At 68.0% G+C, this 15,575-nt stretch carries 20 protein-coding genes; 10 read left to right on the forward strand and 10 right to left on the reverse strand.

The window, feature by feature from the left end:
* Positions 1-9: 9 nt before the first annotated feature.
* Positions 10-480, reverse strand: a complete 471-nt coding sequence (gene greA, locus I0K15_RS13540; protein WP_196102040.1) for a transcription elongation factor GreA — start codon at positions 478-480, stop codon at positions 10-12.
* Positions 481-767: 287 nt separating this feature from the next.
* Here greA and I0K15_RS13545 point away from each other — a divergent pair, with 287 nt between their 5' ends.
* Positions 768-2,420, forward strand: coding sequence for an electron transfer flavoprotein-ubiquinone oxidoreductase (locus I0K15_RS13545; RefSeq protein WP_196102041.1), 1,653 nt, complete (start codon positions 768-770; stop codon positions 2,418-2,420).
* Positions 2,421-2,501: 81 nt separating this feature from the next.
* Here the strand turns inward: I0K15_RS13545 and I0K15_RS13550 are convergent, their stop codons facing one another.
* Entirely contained in the window at positions 2,502-3,392 is an 891-nt protein-coding gene (locus I0K15_RS13550) for an NAD-dependent epimerase/dehydratase family protein (protein ID WP_196102042.1), read from the reverse strand.
* Positions 3,393-3,466: 74 nt separating this feature from the next.
* Here I0K15_RS13550 and I0K15_RS13555 point away from each other — a divergent pair, with 74 nt between their 5' ends.
* The 3 genes from I0K15_RS13555 to I0K15_RS13565 all read left to right on the forward strand — a co-directional run bounded on the left by I0K15_RS13555 (position 3,467) and on the right by I0K15_RS13565 (position 6,454).
* Positions 3,467-3,820, forward strand: coding sequence for a winged helix-turn-helix transcriptional regulator (locus I0K15_RS13555; RefSeq protein WP_196102043.1), 354 nt, complete (start codon positions 3,467-3,469; stop codon positions 3,818-3,820).
* A gap of 81 nt (positions 3,821-3,901) precedes the next feature.
* The gene (locus I0K15_RS13560) at positions 3,902-5,605 is read left to right on the forward strand and encodes a tetratricopeptide repeat protein (RefSeq protein WP_196102044.1); all 1,704 of its coding nucleotides are present in this window, start codon (positions 3,902-3,904) and stop codon (positions 5,603-5,605) included.
* A gap of 3 nt (positions 5,606-5,608) precedes the next feature.
* Positions 5,609-6,454, forward strand: coding sequence for a 4-(cytidine 5'-diphospho)-2-C-methyl-D-erythritol kinase (locus I0K15_RS13565; protein ID WP_230374120.1), 846 nt, complete (start codon positions 5,609-5,611; stop codon positions 6,452-6,454).
* A 54-nt stretch (positions 6,455-6,508) separates the two neighbouring features.
* Here I0K15_RS13565 and I0K15_RS13570 read toward each other — a convergent pair whose 3' ends face one another.
* Positions 6,509-7,441 carry a polyprenyl synthetase family protein gene (locus I0K15_RS13570; protein ID WP_196105475.1) on the reverse strand — a complete coding sequence of 311 codons (933 nt, stop codon included), beginning with the start codon at positions 7,439-7,441 and terminating at the stop codon, positions 6,509-6,511.
* A 114-nt stretch (positions 7,442-7,555) separates the two neighbouring features.
* Here I0K15_RS13570 and I0K15_RS13575 point away from each other — a divergent pair, with 114 nt between their 5' ends.
* The 3 genes from I0K15_RS13575 (at position 7,556) to I0K15_RS13585 (ending at position 8,794) form a co-directional block, all read left to right on the forward strand.
* Positions 7,556-7,774: a putative signal transducing protein gene (locus I0K15_RS13575; RefSeq protein ID WP_196102045.1), complete on the forward strand. Its 219-nt coding sequence runs from the start codon at positions 7,556-7,558 to the stop codon at positions 7,772-7,774.
* 53 nt (positions 7,775-7,827) lie between these two features.
* Complete coding sequence (locus I0K15_RS13580) at positions 7,828-8,535, forward strand: tRNA1(Val) (adenine(37)-N6)-methyltransferase (protein ID WP_196105474.1); 708 nt, start codon at positions 7,828-7,830, stop codon at positions 8,533-8,535.
* A gap of 88 nt (positions 8,536-8,623) precedes the next feature.
* Positions 8,624-8,794: a YdcH family protein gene (locus I0K15_RS13585; RefSeq protein WP_196102046.1), complete on the forward strand. Its 171-nt coding sequence runs from the start codon at positions 8,624-8,626 to the stop codon at positions 8,792-8,794.
* Here the strand turns inward: I0K15_RS13585 and yddG are convergent.
* Genes yddG through gcvA form a run of 3 tightly spaced genes read right to left on the reverse strand, consistent with a single transcriptional unit; the run spans position 8,769 to position 11,349 of the window.
* Entirely contained in the window at positions 8,769-9,644 is an 876-nt protein-coding gene (gene yddG, locus I0K15_RS13590; protein ID WP_230374121.1) for an aromatic amino acid exporter YddG, read from the reverse strand. The two genes, I0K15_RS13585 and yddG, sit on opposite strands and share 26 nt — an antisense overlap.
* Positions 9,641-10,366 carry a type 1 glutamine amidotransferase gene (locus I0K15_RS13595; protein WP_196102047.1) on the reverse strand — a complete coding sequence of 242 codons (726 nt, stop codon included), beginning with the start codon at positions 10,364-10,366 and terminating at the stop codon, positions 9,641-9,643. Before I0K15_RS13595 ends, yddG begins: the two co-directional genes overlap by 4 nt.
* 53 nt (positions 10,367-10,419) lie before the next feature.
* Positions 10,420-11,349: a transcriptional regulator GcvA gene (gene gcvA / locus I0K15_RS13600; RefSeq protein WP_196102048.1), complete on the reverse strand. Its 930-nt coding sequence runs from the start codon at positions 11,347-11,349 to the stop codon at positions 10,420-10,422.
* A 123-nt stretch (positions 11,350-11,472) separates the two neighbouring features.
* On the opposite strand from gcvA, the gene I0K15_RS13605 reads away from it, so the two are divergent.
* A complete protein-coding gene (locus I0K15_RS13605) occupies positions 11,473-11,613 on the forward strand; it encodes a hypothetical protein (protein ID WP_196102049.1) in 141 nt (46 codons plus the stop codon).
* A 90-nt stretch (positions 11,614-11,703) separates the two neighbouring features.
* Here the strand turns inward: I0K15_RS13605 and I0K15_RS13610 are convergent, their stop codons facing one another.
* From I0K15_RS13610 to rpmH, 4 genes are all read right to left on the reverse strand, one after another.
* Positions 11,704-12,153, reverse strand: coding sequence for an SRPBCC family protein (locus tag I0K15_RS13610; RefSeq protein ID WP_196102050.1), 450 nt, complete (start codon positions 12,151-12,153; stop codon positions 11,704-11,706).
* A gap of 170 nt (positions 12,154-12,323) precedes the next feature.
* A complete protein-coding gene (gene yidD / locus I0K15_RS13615) occupies positions 12,324-12,545 on the reverse strand; it encodes a membrane protein insertion efficiency factor YidD (protein ID WP_196102051.1) in 222 nt (73 codons plus the stop codon).
* Complete coding sequence (gene rnpA, locus I0K15_RS13620) at positions 12,542-12,946, reverse strand: ribonuclease P protein component (RefSeq protein WP_196102052.1); 405 nt, start codon at positions 12,944-12,946, stop codon at positions 12,542-12,544. Before rnpA ends, yidD begins: the two co-directional genes overlap by 4 nt.
* Before the next feature lie 15 nt (positions 12,947-12,961).
* Positions 12,962-13,096 (reverse strand): 50S ribosomal protein L34, encoded by a 135-nt coding sequence (rpmH, locus tag I0K15_RS13625; RefSeq protein ID WP_196102053.1) that lies wholly within the window; start codon positions 13,094-13,096, stop codon positions 12,962-12,964.
* 290 nt (positions 13,097-13,386) lie between these two features.
* Between rpmH and I0K15_RS13630 the strand changes: the two genes are divergently transcribed.
* Both I0K15_RS13630 and I0K15_RS13635 read left to right on the forward strand, forming a co-directional pair.
* The gene (locus I0K15_RS13630; RefSeq protein ID WP_196102054.1) at positions 13,387-14,124 is read left to right on the forward strand and encodes a TVP38/TMEM64 family protein; all 738 of its coding nucleotides are present in this window, start codon (positions 13,387-13,389) and stop codon (positions 14,122-14,124) included.
* Between the two features lie 4 nt (positions 14,125-14,128).
* Positions 14,129-15,541 (forward strand): dihydrolipoyl dehydrogenase family protein, encoded by a 1,413-nt coding sequence (locus I0K15_RS13635; protein WP_196102055.1) that lies wholly within the window; start codon positions 14,129-14,131, stop codon positions 15,539-15,541.
* Positions 15,542-15,575: the final 34 nt, after the last annotated feature.

Here is a 15,575-nt window from a genome sequence, read left to right on the forward strand (position 1 = left end):
GCCGCGCTCCTACTTGAAGGCCACGCTGACGACTTCGTAGGAGCGGGTGCCGCCGGGCGTCACGACCTCGACGCTGTCCCCCTCCTCCTTGCCGATCAGGGCGCGCGCGATGGGCGAGCGCATGTTGAGCAGCCCCGCCTCGATATCGGCCTCCTGCTCGCCGACGATCTGGTAGGTCTTCTCCTCGTCGGTGTCCTCGTCCGCGATGGTGACGGTCGCGCCGAACTTGATGGAGCCCGACAGGCCCGTCACCTTGATGACGTCGGCGCGGGAAATCACGCCTTCGAGCTCCTTGATCCGGCCCTCGATGAAGGACTGCTTCTCACGCGCGGCGTGATACTCGGCATTCTCGGACAGGTCGCCATGCTCGCGGGCCTCCGCGATGGCGGAGATCACGGCGGGTCGCTCCTCCAGCTTCAGCTTCTTGAGCTCGGCATCGAGTTTCGCGAAACCCTTCTCGGTCAGGGGCACCTTGTCCATTCATTCCTCCACCGGCCCCGAAAAGACACGGGGCGCAGAAATGTCTTTCACTGAAAAAGCCGCGTCCTCTCGGAACGCGGCCTCAAAGACGATAGGTCTGGCGCGTCGGCGTTGCAAGATGGCGACCAGCGAAAGCGGCGTGGCCAAGGTTCTCCAAAACGTTTCGTCACGAGGCGCGACAGAAGCGCCCGTGACCAAGCGTTCGGCACAGCAGCCGATTGACCTGCGCGTAACCTCTGAATACCTCTTTGCGCAACGATATTTCTCGACCGGCGAAGAGGAACGCAATGGCAGAGATCGAGCGCGAGAGCATGGAATACGACGTCGTGATCGTCGGGGCGGGGCCTGCGGGGCTGTCCGCCGCGATCCGGCTCAAGCAGCTCGATGCGGACCTCAACGTGGTGGTGCTCGAGAAGGGCTCCGAGGTCGGCGCCCACATCCTGTCCGGCGCGGTGCTCGATCCCGTTGGCCTCGACGCGCTCATGCCCGACTGGCGGGAGAAAGGCGCGCCGATCACGACGGAAGTGACGGAGGACCGGTTCATGGTCCTCGGCCCGCAGGGCTCGCTCAAGATCCCGACCTGGCCGATGCCGCCGCTCCTCAACAACCACGGCAACTACATCGTCTCTATGGGCAATGTCTGCCGCTGGATGGCCGAGCAGGCCGAGGCGCTGGGCGTCGAGATCTTCCCCGGCATGTCCTGCTCCGAGCTCGTCTACGGCGAGAACGGTGAAGTGAAGGGCGTCGTCGCGGGCGAGTTCGGCATCTCGAAGGACGGCACCAAGGGCGCGGGTTACGAGCCGGGCATGGAATTGCACGGCAAGTATGTCTTCCTCGCCGAGGGCGTGCGCGGCTCGCTGTCGAAGATGGCGATCGCGCAGTACGGCCTCGATGCCGCGTCCGACGTGCAGAAATACGGCCTCGGCATGAAGGAGATCTGGGAGGTCAAGCCGGAGAACCACAAGCTCGGCCAGGTCACCCACACCATGGGCTGGCCGCTGGGCTCGAACGCCGGTGGCGGCTCCTTCATGTACCACGCCGAGAACAATCAGGTGTATCTCGGCTTCGTGGTGCACCTGAACTACACCAACCCGCATGTCTTCCCGTACATGGAATTCCAGCGGTTCAAGCATCACCCGGAGATCGCGAAGGTGCTGGAGGGCGGCAAGCGCGTCGCCTATGGCGCGCGGGCGATCACGGAAGGCGGCTTCCAGTCGATGCCGAAGGCGTGCTTCCCGGGCGGTGCGATGCTCGGCTGCTCCGTCGGGCTCGTGAACGTCCCGCGGATCAAGGGCAACCACAACGCGATGCTCTCGGGCAAGGCGGCGGCGGAGCATGCCTATGCCGCGATCCAGGAGGGCCGCTCGGGCGATGAACTGACCGGCTACGACAAGGAACTGCGCGACGGCCCGGTGGGCGAGGACCTCAAGAAAGTGCGCAACGTGAAGCCGATGTGGTCCAAGTATGGCCTGACCGCGAGCCTCGTCGGTGGCGGCGTCGACATGTGGGCGGCCACCATCCTCGGCCGGCCGCTCTTCGGCACGATCAGCCATGGCAAGACCGATGCGGAGGCAACGGAGCCTGCCAAGCGCCACAAGCCCATCGACTACCCGCGGCCCGACGGCAAGATCAGCTTCGACCGGCTGACCAACGTGTCGTTCTCCGGCACGAACCATGAGGAAGACCAGCCGACGCACCTGAAGCTGAAGGACGCGGACCTGCCGACCCACGTGCACCTGCCGAAATTCGCCGGCCCGTCGCAGCGCTACTGCCCGGCAGGGGTCTACGAGTTCGTGAAGGCAGAGGACGGATCGGACAAGTTCCAGATCAACGGCCAGAACTGCGTCCACTGCAAGACCTGCGATATCAAGGACCCGCTCCAGAACATCGTCTGGACGGTCCCGCAGGGTGGCGACGGACCGAACTATCCCAACATGTGATCCAGCGGACGGGGGCCTTCAGGCCCCCGACTGCTTTTTAGCCCTGCGGGCCGTCTTGCGTATTTCGCGAAGGTGAAGGGCCTAGCGGTAGGAGCCAAAGGCGACGTCGGCGATCAGGGTCGTGTCGGCCTGCGGCGCCCAGCCGAGCTCGCATCGGATGCGGCGGCTGTCGAGGCGGTTGTCGGTTTGCAGGAACATCGCGGTGAAGGGGTCGAGGGCTGCGGCCGCTTCGTCCGGTTTGACCTGCTTCGGGCTGGCACCAGTGGCCGCGGCGGTGGCCTCCGCGAGTTGGCGGGCGGTGGGGCTGTCATCGGCCGCGACATGGTAGAGCGGGGCAGGGTTGTCAGCCGCGATCAGCTTCAGGAAGGCCTGGGCCGCGTCGTCCACGTGAAGGGCGGAGAGCCGGGCGGCTCCGTCGTCGACCACCGGGACCTCTCCGGTTTCGCGAGCGTGCTTCATGAGGATCGGCAGGAAGACACTGCCGCCGCGGCCATGGACGAAGGAGGCGAGGCGGACTTCCGTGCAGGCGAGGCCGGGCCGGGTCCGGAGGGCCATGAGTGACCGGGCGCGGACCGCCGCCGGGTGATCGTCAAGCACGGGTGTGTCCTCGTCCATTGGGCCGTTGGAGGGATCGAGGAAGATGGTGCCGTTCGTTACGATCAGCCGTGTTTCGGTGCCCGTCAGCGCGTCCGCCAGATGGTCGAGCGCTGCCCGCTCCATCTCCACCGCCGCAAACCAGTCGGCGCCGTGGCTGGGAAAACCCAGATGCAGAACGGCGTCGTGGCCGGGTGCGGCGTCGGCGAGGGCCTTTGGTTCGTTCAGATCGGCCACGAGGTGAGCCGCGCCCGCCGGCAGTGCTGAGGTCCGGCTCGCGTCCCGCAGGGCAGCGGTGACCTCGTGCCCGGCGGCCAGAAGCGCCTTCGCCGTCGCGGATCCGACATAGCCCGTAGCGCCTGTCATCAGTATCTTCATGGTCGATCTCCTTCTCGGTGAGGAGACCTGACACCCCGCGCCCGACGCGTGGAAGATCGCACTTTGAGGTGAGTATGGCCCGCATTGCCCATCGCGACCGGCCCTGTCCGCGCTTCGCCGCGACCGAGGCGCTGAAGCGCCTCATGGGCCGGTGGAAGGTGCCGATTCTGCTGACGCTCGCCGATGGCCCGATGCGCTATGCCGCGCTGCACCGCGCGCTCGTGCCGATCACCCACAAGATGCTCGCCCAGCAGCTCGCGGCGCTCGAGGCCGATGACCTGATCGAGCGGCGGGAACTGGTCGCGGACCCGCCGAAGGTCGTGGAGTACCGCCTCGGCCCCGAGGGCGAGCGTGCCCGCGTCCTGCTTGCGGAGCTGCAGCGGTGGGGTGCCGCGCAGGCGAATGAGGCGTGGGCGCCGCGCAACTGAGGCAAATGCCCACAGCGACGTGCGTTGCGCTTGCCGGGCGGCGCGCATAACTTTTGAGGCAAGCCACCTTTGGAGCCGTCCATGCGCCTGCGTCATGCCCTCGCCCTAAGTACAGCCCTGTTCCTTGCCGTCGGAGGGGGCGAGGCCCGGACGCTTTCGGGCGCTTATCTCGCTGCCACGCAGGCCGAACTGCGCTCCGACCACGTGGAAAGCGCGCTCTACTACACCCGCGCCCTGGCCTACGATCCGGAGAACTCGGTGCTGCTGCAGCGCGCCATGCAGGCCCATGTGGCCAAGGGCGACGTGGCTGTGGCCGCGACCATCGCGGAGCGGCTGCTCAACCTCAACGGTGAGAACCAGTTCGCGACACTGGTCGCGATGACCCAGGACATCAAGGAGAACAACCCGGCCCAAGCGCTCGCCCGGCTCGACCAGGGGGAGCAGGGGATGACGCCGCTGCTCGCCGACCTGCTGCGGGGCTGGGTGCTCCTGACTATGGGCGATTCGGAGGAGGCGCTGGCCGTCTTCGAGGCGATCTCGGGCAACGATACCTACGCGATGTTCGGAGCTTACCATGTGGGCCTCGCGCTCGGCGCGCAGGGTCGGCTTGAGGAAGCGTCCGCCCGGATGGAGGAGACCGGCGCCGGTCCCGTTCGCCTCAACCGCCGCTCGACCCTTGCGCGTATCCAGCTTCTGGCCGCGACCGGCGAGCGGGAGGCAGCGTCGAGCCTTGTGGACGAGGTGCTCGCCACCGGCTTCGGCGATGCGGAGTTCGAGGCGCTGGGCGCCCGGCTCGCGGCGGGGGAGGAGATCACCTTCGACGTCGTGCGCACGGCGGAGCAAGGCGTGTCGGAGGTCTTCTTCGACCTCGCCTCCGTGCTTGGCAACGAAGGGCAGGATGTGGCGCTGATCTACGGCCGCCTCGCCACCCATCTGGAGCCGCAATTCGTCGAGGCGCTGCTGACCGTCGCGGGCATCCTGCGAAACCAGGGCCAGCACGAGCTTGCTACCGAGGCCTACGATGCTGTTCCCGCCACCGCGCCGCAATTCATCGAGGCGGAGCTGGGTCGGGCTGAGGCCCTGGAAGATGCCGAGCGGATCGATGAGGCGATCGGCGTGCTGACCAGCCTGACCCGCGCCTATCCGGATCGCCTGCGCCCGCACTACCTGCTGGGCGAGGCCCTGCGCCAGGCGGAGCGCCCGAACGAGGCGGTGCGCGTGCTCGACCGCGCCGTGACGCTGGTCGGTGAGCCTGAGGAGCAGCACTGGCTCGTCTTCTATCAGCGCGCCATCGCGCATCATCAGGCCGACAACTGGCCCGCTGCGGAGGCCGATTTCCGGCAAGCACTGGAGCTGGAGCCGGAAAACCCGCTGGTGCTCAACTATCTCGGCTATTCGCTTGTCGAGGAACGCCGTAACCTCGAAGAGGCGCTCGACATGATCGAGCGGGCGGTCGCGCAGCGGCCTTACGATGGCTACATCACCGACTCTCTGGGCTGGGTCTACTACCGCCTCGGCCGGTTCGAGGAGGCGGTGGAGCCGATGGAGCGGGCGGTGGAACTCGCCCCCGTCGACCCGATCATCAACGACCATCTCGGCGATGTGTACTGGATGGTCGACCGCAAGCGCGAGGCGGAGTTCCAGTGGAAGCGCGCCCTTTCCTTCGACCCGGAGCCCGAGGATCGGGCCCGCATCCTGCGCAAGCTCGATGTCGGTCTCGACGTGGTGCTGCAGGAGGAAGAGGCGAACGGCGTGGGCGACGCCCCGCTCGAGGTTGCCGAGTAACCCGTGACGGCTGCGCCGTTGCGGGAACTGGCCCGCGCCAAGATCAACCTGACGCTCCACGTGACCGGGCGGCGGCCCGATGGTTTGCACGTGCTCGACAGCCTCGTGGTGTTTGCCGAATGCGGTGACGTGCTGGAGGCGGAGCCCGCCTCGACCCTGTCTCTGACGCTGGACGGGCCGTTCGGCTCGGCGTTGGATGCAGGCGGCGACAACCTCGTGCTGCGCGCGGCCGAGCGGATGGGTGGGCCGGGGGCGGCGCTGCGGCTGTGGAAGAACCTGCCGGTCGCCTCCGGCATCGGCGGCGGCTCGGCGGATGCGGCGGCGGCTGTGCGGCTGCTAGCGCGGATGAATGGCGGCGCACTGCCAGAAGCGGCGACGCTTACTGCGCTCGGCGCCGATGTGCCCGTGTGCCTGTCCGCGGCGCCCCAAAGGATGCGGGGGATCGGTGAGGAGCTGAGTGTGGCGCCGGCTTTGCCTCCGGCTTGGCTGGTGCTGGTCAATCCCGGCGTGCCGGTCGCGACGGCGCGGGTCTTCGCCCGGCTGGAGCGCTTCGGGCGGCCGATAGACCTGCCTGAGCGGTTTACCGATTTCCATAACTTCGCGGGCTGGCTGCGAGAGCAGCGCAACGATCTGGAGGCCCCGGCGCGGGCGGTTGCGCCGGTGCTCGATCAGGTCTTGCCAGAACTGGCAGCGCTACCCGGTGCCGCGCTGGCCCGGATGTCGGGCTCTGGTGCGACCTGCTTTGCGCTGTTTGGCAGTGACGCCGAGGCGCTGGCGGCGGCGGAGACGTTGCGCCGCGCGCATCCGGGCTGGTGGGTCATGCCGACGGCGATCGCGGCGTCCGGTTGAGGGCGCGTTTGCCTCCGGCGGGGATATTTCGGGACAGATGAAGGCGCGGGCGCGTCAGAGCAGGCGGACCACCACATGGTCGGCGAGGGCGCGCAGCGTGTCGCGCATCTCGCCCTCCGGGAACAGGTCGAGCGCGTCCTTCGCCCGCGCGGACCAGTCTAGCGCTGTCTTGCGCGTCGTTTCGATCGCGTCATGGCGGGTCATGAGGTCGAGCGCCTGCTCGAGGTCGCCGTCCTGGTACCTGCCGCGCGCGATGACGCGGTCCCAGAAGGCGCGTTCCTCGGAATCGGCGCCCGCGACGGCGCGGATCACAGGCAGGGTCAGCTTGCCCTCGCGCAGGTCGTCGCCCGTGTTCTTGCCGATGTCGTCGCCGGTCAGGTCCAGCAGGTCGTCGGCGATCTGGAAGGCGATGCCGAGCGCGTCGCCATAGGTGCGCAGGGCGTCGACCTTCGCCTCCGAGGTGCCCGCGATCACGCCGCCGACTTCGGAGGCTGCGGCGAAGAGGGCCGCGGTCTTGCCGCGGATCACCTTGAGATACGTCTCCTCATCCGTAGCGAGATTGCGCGCGACCGAGAGCTGGAGCACCTCGCCCTCCGCAATCACGGCCGCGGCGTTCGAGAGGATGTCGAGGACGCGCAAGGAGCCAGTCTCGACCATCAGCTGGAAGGACCGGGCGAAGAGGTAGTCGCCGACCAGCACGCTCGACGGGTTGTCCCAGAGCAGGTTCGCCGTGGGCCGCCCGCGGCGCTGCTCGCTCTCATCCACCACATCGTCGTGGAGCAGGGTCGCGGTGTGGATGAACTCCACCGTCGCGGCCAGCCGCACGTCATGATCGCCCGCATAGTCGCAGAGATCGGCGGCGGCGAGCACCATCAGCGGGCGCACCCGCTTGCCGCCCGCGCCGATCAGGTGGGCCGTGACCTCCGGAATGCGGGGGGCGTTCTCGCTCGCCATGCGGGTGGCGATCAGTGCGTTGACGGCCTCCATCTTCGGAGCGAGCAGGGACTGGAGCGCGGTGATGGGGGTGGTCACATCGATATCCTGGCAGGCCCCGCCGGCGCGGGTGTGGACGGGTGGGGGGACCCGGGATAGACCGATGGCATGGAAGAGATCCTGCGCACCAACGACCCCGTGACACTGAGCTTCGCCCAGGCGCTGCTGAGCGCCGAAGAGATAGACTCCTTCGTGCTGGACGTCCACATGAGCGTGCTCGAGGGCTCTATCGGCATATTGCCGCGCCGGATGATGGTGGCGCGGGAAAAAGCGTTCCAGGCCCGTGCGATCCTCACCGATAACGGGATCGAGCCGAGCCGGCGGTGAGCGGGTTTTCCGAGCATGAACTTACGCGCGACGCCTTTCTGGGCGGGCGGGTGATGCTGCACCAGCCGCGGCGGGGCTACCGCGCGGCGACGGATCCGGTGTGGCTGGCGGCGGCGTGCCCGGCGCGAGATGGGGAGAGCGTGTTGGAGCTCGGCTGCGGGGCCGGAGCGGCGCTTTGCTGTCTGGGCTGGCGGACGGGGGCCGCGCTGACGGGGCTGGAGCTGCAGCCAGGCTATGCGGCGCTCGCGCGGCGGAACCTGGCGGAGAACGGGCTGGACGGCGAGGTGGTGGAGGGCGACCTCGCCGAGATGCCCGCGGAGCTGCGGGGCCGGAGCTTCGATCACGTGATCGCGAACCCGCCCTACTTCGCCACCGACAGCCTGCCCTCGCCAGATGCGGGCCGGGACACGGCCAACCGCGAGGCGACGCCGCTCGCCACGTGGATCGACGCGGCTCTGCGCCGGTTGAAGCCGCGCGGCACGCTCACCCTGATCCACCGGGCGGAGCGGCTGGCGGGCATCATCGCGCCGTTGGAGGGGCGCGCGGGCGGTATCCTCGTGCTGCCGCTGGCGCCCCGGACGGGCCGCGATGCGGGGCGGGTGATCGTGCAAGCGACCAAGGGTGGGCGGGCGCCGCTGCGCCTTCTGGCACCGCTCATCGTGCATGAGGGCGAGCGCCATATAGCGGACGCGCCGGACTTCACAGCGGTGGCGGAACGGATACTGACTGAGGGGGCAAGCCTGAGTCTGGGCGAAGCTTAAGTCGAATCGTCCGCAAAATCAGCCCTGACAATTCACCTCCTCTCGCCCCAGATTAGAAGGGTTGAGAGAGAAGAGGAGGACGACCCGCATGAGTCTGAACGCGCACGTGACCGAGCTTCGCAAAAAGCACGAGACACTGTCCAAATCGATCGAGACCGCGCAGCGAAATCCGGGGACCGATTCCCTGCGCCTGAGCGAGTTGAAGCGGCAGAAGCTGCGCTTGAAGGAAGAGATCACGCGCTTGAGCGGCCGGGCCTGACGCCCCTCCCGGCGCGGGCGGCGATCACCGCCCCGCCGGTCACGAGGAGCGCGCTGACCGCGAGCGTCACAGTCGCGGGGGCCGCACCCGTCACCACCAGCAACAGGGTCGAGAGCAGGGGCGCCGCGTAGGAGGCGGTGCCGAGCAACTGGATATCCCCCTTCTTCACCCCGATGTCCCACAGGTAGAAGGCCGCGCCCACCGGGCCGAGGCCGAGCAGCAGGACACCCGCCCAGCCGCGCAGGCCGTTGGGCCAGACGGTTTCCTCCAGCGCCAGATGCGCTCCGGTCGAGAGCACCGCGGTGGCGAGGCAGAAGAGCGCGACGCTTTCGGTGGGCGCACTGCCCACAAGCCGCGACAGCACCGAGTAGCCCGACCAGAGCAGCGCGCAGAGGATCGCGGCGCCGTAGCCCACTGCGTGCTCGCCGGAGAAGCTGAGATCGGCCTGCGCCAGTAGCACCAGCGCCCCGGCGAAGGAGATGAGCGCGCCTACGACATGGCCGAGCCGCAACCGCTCCCCGGGCAGGAGGCCTGAGAAGAGCACGATCAGCAGTGGCCAGAGATAGGCGATCAGCCCGGCCTCCGCCGGCGGCGCATTCCTGAGCGCCGTGAAGTAGAAGAAGTGGTAGCCGAAAAGGCCTCCAATCCCGATCGCCCAGACCGGCCAGCCGAGCCCCTTGAGCACCCCGAAGCCGCGGCCGGCGAGCGTCCAGGCCACGCCGATCAGTCCTCCGATGGCGAAGCAGATCGCGGTGAGCTGGAAAGGCGGCACGGGCTCCGCCATCACGGTGAACAGCGCCAGCGTCGCCCACAGCGCGACCGCGCCGCTGCCGATCAGCGTCGCCTTCACGTCGCCGCGTCGCGGAAGAAGCGGGCGATCCAGCGGCCCCACTCGGCGTTGTGCACGGGCTGCGCGAGGCTCGCGAGCCCGATCTCCCCGGTCTCGGTCGGGATCGTGTCGCCGATGCGCTTGTGGATGATGTCGCCCACGAACTCGGCAGTGAACTCGGGATGCGGCTGGACGCTGATCGCCGCAGGCCGCTCGATATCACCGTAGACGAGGGCGGCGTAGTCGCAGAAGGCCGAGCTCGCCAGCACCGTCGCGTTCTCCGGCCGCTCGACGACCTGGTCCTGGTGCACCGCGCGGGCGGCGAACATCTCGCCCAGCCCCTCCATCCAGGAGGGCTGCGCCTGCACCTCGTAGGCATGGACGCCGACGCCCCAGCCGCGGTCGGATTTGACGACCTTGCCACCCATGGCCTCGGCCAGGATCTGGTGGCCGAAGCAGATGCCCGCCACCGGCACGCGCGCCGCGATGCAGTCGCGCAGGAAGCTCTTCAGCGGCTCGATCCACGGCAGATTGTCATAAACCCCGTGGCGCGAGCCGGTGACGAGCCAGCCGTCGCATTGCCCTGGGCTCTCCGGCATCTCGCCCGCGACGACGCGGATGGTCTCGAAGCGGAGGCCGGGGTCGGCCGCGCCCAGCAGAGCCTCGAACATCGGGGGATACTGCCCGTGATCCTCGCCGAGCTTGCCCGCGACCTCGCCCGTTTCCAGAATGCCGATCTTCATGGCGCACCTCCGTCGGCGCGAAGGTAGGCAGGCGCGCGGCAAAGGGAAAGGGGTCAGAAGCGGACGATCTCGCGCGTGTCGGCGAGGGCGGCGGTCGGCTTGATCTCCTCCTCCAGCCAGGCGCGGAAGCGGGCGATGATCGGCCGCTCCTCCGCCCCCTCCTGACAGATGAAGCGGTAATGCGCCTCCGTCGCGAGCGACAGCCTGAAGGGGGCCACCAGCCGCCCCGACATCAGGTAGCGATCGCAGAGCGAGGCTCGGCCCAGCACCACGCCCGAACCCTCCAGCGCCATGTCCACTGCGTGATCCGCCTGGCTGAAGCTCGGGCCATGGAGGTTGCTGGCGGTGACACCCGCGGTCTCCAGCCAAAGCGCCCAGCCGGGCCAGGGGTTGAGGAAGTTCAGGCTGTCGTCGTGGATCAGCGTCTCGTTCAGAAGATCCTCCGGCCGCCGCACCCGCTCCGCGATCTCCGGCACCATGATCGGGGAGACCCATTCGTCGAGCAGGGGTGTCGAGAACAGTCCCTCGTCCTGCCCGCGCCCGAAGCGGATCGCGACGTCGATCTCGTCCCGCGGCAGGTCCATGATCCGCAACGAGGCCGAGACGCGCAGGTCGATATCCGGGTTCGCCTGGGCAAAGGAGAACATGCGGGGCGCCAGCCACTTCGCCGTGAAGCCCGGCCCGGCGGTGATCGTCAGTGTCGTGTCATCGACGATCCGTCGCGTCGCGCGCCAGGCCAGCCTGAGCTGATCGAAGCCCTCGCTCGCGCCCGGTAGTAGTGCGCGCCCCGCCTCCGTCAGCTCCACGGCGCGGTTGAGACGGCGGAAGAGCGGCGCGCCCAGATGCTCCTCCAGGCTCTTGATCTGATAGCTGAGGGCCGCAGGCGTGACTGCGAGCTCATCGGCCGCATCGCGGAACGACATGTGGCGGGCGGCGGCCTCGAAGGCGCGCAGGGCGGTGAGCGGTGGCAGGCGATCCGGCATGGCTCAGTTAAATATAGCTTATCCGACCCGGAAGAAAGACTCGTTTGTCGGAGAGGCGATCCGTCAGCATATTCAGTCTCAAGACAGCGCGGCGCCCCGCCGCCCCGGATCAGGAGAGTTAAGATGTTCGACAGTCTCGACAGCCGCTACCTCGACGAAACCGCAAAGCCCATGAGCCTGCACGAAGCTCTGGAGCGCGCGCATCGCGAGCGCTCCCGCACGGCCCACGGCTTCATCACGGCCCTGCGCCGGGCCCTTTTCTGAGCTCCGCTCCGCCGGTCCGGCCCGACGGCAGCCGCCGCAGGCCGGACCGCAGGGCAGCAGGCGGCCCGGTGCACGATGCGCCGGGCCGTTCTACGTCGCGAAGGCGCGGAACCCATCGGCGGCCAGCGCCCGCCAGCGACGCTGGCGATGGGCGTAGAAGACGCGGGCGAAGAACCAGATGAACGGCGTCAGCAGGCCCGCCTCCACATCGACCCGGTCAGTGTAGCGTGTACCATTCCCCTCCGCCTCGACGAAGATCCAGTGATCCCACCGCCGCACCAGATCGCCCGCGCCGTTGTCGCGCAGGGTGAACTCGTCGGGAAAGCTGATGTCGATCCATTGCCGCCCCATCGGCAGAACGCCGACGAGCAGCATCCACGCCCGATAACGCCCGGGCGACCAGTGCTCCGGAAACGGGCCATCGATCGGCCGGAACACGACGAGTGGCGCCGCTATGTGCTCAAGCAGGGCCGACCTCTGCAACAGCCGCCAGACCTCGTCCGGCGGAGCGTCGATATGGCAGGTCAGCTCGACACGCATCGGTCGTCTCCGGTGCTCCAATACCTCCGTTAAGTAGGCACGCCCGATGCGACGAGGAAGGCCCGACCGATATGCGGCCCTCCTTCATCTGTCTCGAAGTATCCCGGGGGTTCAGGCCCGGACGGGCGGAGCCCAGGTCTCGGGGCAGCGCCCCGAGTGGGTACTGTCGGTCAGTCCGGGACGTTGTCGATGCCGAAGCCGCCCCATGGGTGACAGCGCCCGATGCGGCGCAGGGCGAGCCAACCGCCGCGCAAGGCGCCGTGCTTTTCCAGCGCCTGCAGAGCGTAGGCGGAGCATGTCGGTTGGTAGCGGCAGTTGTGCCCGACCCAGGGCGAGAAGACGGCGCGGTAGGCCCGGACGGGCAGGGCGAGGACGTGGGCGAGCGGCGTCATCCGTGCACCTTCGCAAGCGCCGCCGCTAGGTCGGATTTCAGCAGTTCAAAGGGCCGCGCCGCCGTCACGTCGCGCCGCCCGATCAGCACGTAATCCCAGCCGGGCCGGGCGAGGCCGGGCAGCACCAGACGCGCTGCCTCGCGCAAGCGGCGCTTCGCGCGGTTGCGGGCGACCGCGTTGCCGACCTTCTTGGAGCAGGTATAGCCGATGCGCACCGCGGTCTCGGACGGTTCGTCCTGCCGCCGCCTGCGAGCCTGCACCACCATCGAGGGCATCGCCTGCCGCCGTGCGCGGGCCGCGGCCAGGAAGTCCCGCCGCTTGCGCATCACGCCGACATCCGCCCACGACAAAGCCGCCGGAGGCTCCGGCTGCACGAGCGGAGCCTTCGGCGGCTGGGTCATCGGATCAGGTCCGGATCAGGCGCTGAGGCTCTTGCGGCCCCGCGCGCGGCGCGCGTTCAGAATCTTGCGGCCGTTCTTCGTCGCCATGCGGGCGCGGAAGCCGTGGCGCCGCTTGCGGACTAGGTTGCTCGGCTGAAAGGTGCGCTTCATCTCGTCTCTCCTTGCGCCGCTCGGGCGCCCTCGTCATGCCGCGAGGACGTCCCCCGCGCGGGTGCCGACGCCAGCAATAGGCGGATTCGTCACCCCGAATTCTCGTGAGCCGCCCTGTTACGGCGCGGTCCGGGTGAAGTCAATTCCCCGCTCACGGATTTGTCGGAGCCCTGCTTTGAAACAAATGGCGGTGCAGGGTCAACCCGGCGTGAGGCCTCTTCCACCGCCTGCCGAAGCCGCGCAGATGTGGGCCGACCCGAAACGCTCACCCCCGACCGGAGGACCGGCCCATGTCCGACCCCAAGCAAGGCTTCGACCTCAAGCGCGCACTGCCGCTGATCGCCATCCTGGCGGTGGCGGTGCTCGGCTTCATCTTCCTGCGCGACTATCTCACCTTCGACACGTTGCGTGAAAACCGCGAGGCGCTGATCGCCTGGCGCGATGCGAACTACGTGCTCGCCGCCGGCGTCTACGTGGTCGCCTACATCGTCGTCGTCGCCTTCTCCTTGCCCGGGGCGGCGATCATGACGCTGACGGGGGGCTTCCTCTTTGGCCTTGTCGGCGGAGTGCTGTTGTCTGTGACGGGGGCCACGATCGGCGCCATCGCGATCTTCCTTGCCGCGAAGGCGGGCCTGGGGGAGACGCTCGCCGCGAAGATGGATGCCTCCGGCGGCACGGTCGCCAAGATGAAGAAGGCGCTCAACGAGAACGAGATCAGCGTGCTCTTTCTCATGCGCCTCGTGCCCGCGATCCCGTTCTTCGCCGCGAACCTCATCCCGGCGCTGGTCGGCGTGAAGCTGCGCAACTACGCGTTCACCACCTTCTTCGGCATCATGCCGGGCTCTGTCGTCTACACGTGGGTCGGCGTGGGTCTCGGCGAGGTCTTTGCCCGTGGGGAAAGCCCGAACCTCGGCATCATCTTCGAGCCGCACATCATCGGGCCGATCCTGGGTCTCTGTGCCCTCGCGGCGCTTCCCATCGTCATCAAGGCCATCCGCGGTAAGTCCGCCCTGCCTGTCGAGGAATAATCAGATGAACCGCATCAAGACCGATATCTGCATCCTCGGTGCAGGCTCCGGAGGCCTGTCCGTCGCAGCCGGAGCCGTCCAGATGGGCGCCAGCGTGACGCTGCTCGAAGGCGGCAAGATGGGGGGCGACTGCCTGAACTACGGCTGCGTGCCGTCGAAGGCGATGATCTCCGCCGCACACTACGCCCATGCGCAAGCGCACTCCGCGGCCTTCGGCATCGCCAACGTGACGCCGCAGGTCGACTACGCCGCAGTGAAGGATCACGTGCACGAGGTCATCGGCGCCATCGCGCCCCATGACAGCGTAGAGCGGTTCGAGGGCCTGGGCGTCAACGTGATCACCGAGTACGGCCGCTTCATCTCCGAGACCGAGGTGCAGGCCGGCGATACGGTGATCGAGGCGCGGCGCTTCGTCATCGCCACCGGCTCCTCCCCGCTGGTGCCGCCGATCGAGGGGCTCGATCAGGTGGACTACCTGACCAACGAGACGCTGTTCGATCTGCGCGAGACGCCGTCCCGGCTGGTCATCATCGGCGGCGGCCCCATCGGGATGGAAATGGCGCAGGCCCATGCCCGCCTCGGCGTGCCGGTGACGGTGGTTGAGGGTGACAAGGTCCTCAACAAGGACGATCCCGAGATCACCGCCATCGCGCTGGAGCGGATCCGCGCGGACGGCGTCGAAATCGAGGAGGGGTTCAAGGTGGTCACGGTCTCGCCCGAGGGCGGCGTGACCGTGAGCGCCGAGGATGGCCGCTCCGTCACCGGCTCGCACCTGCTGGTCGCGGTGGGGCGGAAGGCCAATGTCGATAGCCTCGACCTCGACAAGGCGGGTGTGAAGTATGACCGCGCGATCAAGGTGGACGAGGGGCTGAAGACCTCGAACAAGCGCGTCTACGCCATCGGCGATGTGACCGGCGGGCTGCAGTTCACACACAAGGCGAGCTACGACGCCACGGTGATCATCAAGTCCATGCTGTTCGGCCTGCCCTCGAAGGCGAAAAGCGACCACATCCCGTGGGCGACCTATACCGACCCGGAGATCGCGCAGGTCGGCCTGACGGAGGCGCAGGCGAAGAAGCGGCACGGCGCAGGTGTCGAGGTGCTCCGCTTCAAGTTTGCCGAGAACGACCGCGCTCAGGCGGAGAAACGGACCGAGGGGCTCATCAAGGTCATGGTGCACAAGGGAAAACCCGTTGGCGCCTCCATGGTCGGGATGCGCGCGGGTGAGCTCATACAACCTTATGCGCTGGCGATCGCGAACGGGCTGAAGATCTCGGCGCTGACCTCGATGGTCTCACCGTACCCGACGATGACCGAGGTCACGAAGCGCGCGGCGGGGCAATACTACGTGCCGCGGCTCTTCGAGAACGACACGGTGAAGCGGGTCGTGGGCTTCGTACAGAAATACGTGCCCTAACTGTCGTCCCCTCCCCCGCGGGGGGAGGGCCAGG

Source organism: Pontivivens ytuae, assembly GCF_015679265.1.
Classification (GTDB): domain Bacteria; phylum Pseudomonadota; class Alphaproteobacteria; order Rhodobacterales; family Rhodobacteraceae; genus Pontivivens; species Pontivivens ytuae.

What these genes read in the sequence shown, in the direction of transcription:
- I0K15_RS13595 (WP_196102047.1), bottom strand. Translation starts at nt 10,366, where the DNA reads ATGAAGATCGGCATTCTGGAAACGGGCGAGGTCGCGGGCAAGCTCGGC.
- I0K15_RS13570 (WP_196105475.1), bottom strand. Translation starts at nt 7,441, where the DNA reads ATGGAGGCCGTCAACGCACTGATCGCCACCCGCATGGCGAGCGAGAAC.
- greA (WP_196102040.1), bottom strand. Translation starts at nt 480, where the DNA reads ATGGACAAGGTGCCCCTGACCGAGAAGGGTTTCGCGAAACTCGATGCC.
- gcvA (WP_196102048.1), bottom strand. Translation starts at nt 11,349, where the DNA reads ATGCCGGATCGCCTGCCACCGCTCACCGCCCTGCGCGCCTTCGAGGCC.
- I0K15_RS13585 (WP_196102046.1), top strand. Translation starts at nt 8,624, where the DNA reads ATGAGTCTGAACGCGCACGTGACCGAGCTTCGCAAAAAGCACGAGACA.
- I0K15_RS13575 (WP_196102045.1), top strand. Translation starts at nt 7,556, where the DNA reads ATGGAAGAGATCCTGCGCACCAACGACCCCGTGACACTGAGCTTCGCC.
- I0K15_RS13580 (WP_196105474.1), top strand. Translation starts at nt 7,828, where the DNA reads ATGCTGCACCAGCCGCGGCGGGGCTACCGCGCGGCGACGGATCCGGTG.
- rpmH (WP_196102053.1), bottom strand. Translation starts at nt 13,096, where the DNA reads ATGAAGCGCACCTTTCAGCCGAGCAACCTAGTCCGCAAGCGGCGCCAC.
- I0K15_RS13545 (WP_196102041.1), top strand. Translation starts at nt 768, where the DNA reads ATGGCAGAGATCGAGCGCGAGAGCATGGAATACGACGTCGTGATCGTC.
- I0K15_RS13630 (WP_196102054.1), top strand. Translation starts at nt 13,387, where the DNA reads ATGTCCGACCCCAAGCAAGGCTTCGACCTCAAGCGCGCACTGCCGCTG.
- I0K15_RS13550 (WP_196102042.1), bottom strand. Translation starts at nt 3,392, where the DNA reads ATGAAGATACTGATGACAGGCGCTACGGGCTATGTCGGATCCGCGACG.
- I0K15_RS13635 (WP_196102055.1), top strand. Translation starts at nt 14,129, where the DNA reads ATGAACCGCATCAAGACCGATATCTGCATCCTCGGTGCAGGCTCCGGA.
- yidD (WP_196102051.1), bottom strand. Translation starts at nt 12,545, where the DNA reads ATGACGCCGCTCGCCCACGTCCTCGCCCTGCCCGTCCGGGCCTACCGC.
- I0K15_RS13555 (WP_196102043.1), top strand. Translation starts at nt 3,467, where the DNA reads ATGGCCCGCATTGCCCATCGCGACCGGCCCTGTCCGCGCTTCGCCGCG.
- I0K15_RS13610 (WP_196102050.1), bottom strand. Translation starts at nt 12,153, where the DNA reads ATGCGTGTCGAGCTGACCTGCCATATCGACGCTCCGCCGGACGAGGTC.
- I0K15_RS13605 (WP_196102049.1), top strand. Translation starts at nt 11,473, where the DNA reads ATGTTCGACAGTCTCGACAGCCGCTACCTCGACGAAACCGCAAAGCCC.
- I0K15_RS13560 (WP_196102044.1), top strand. Translation starts at nt 3,902, where the DNA reads ATGCGCCTGCGTCATGCCCTCGCCCTAAGTACAGCCCTGTTCCTTGCC.
- rnpA (WP_196102052.1), bottom strand. Translation starts at nt 12,946, where the DNA reads ATGACCCAGCCGCCGAAGGCTCCGCTCGTGCAGCCGGAGCCTCCGGCG.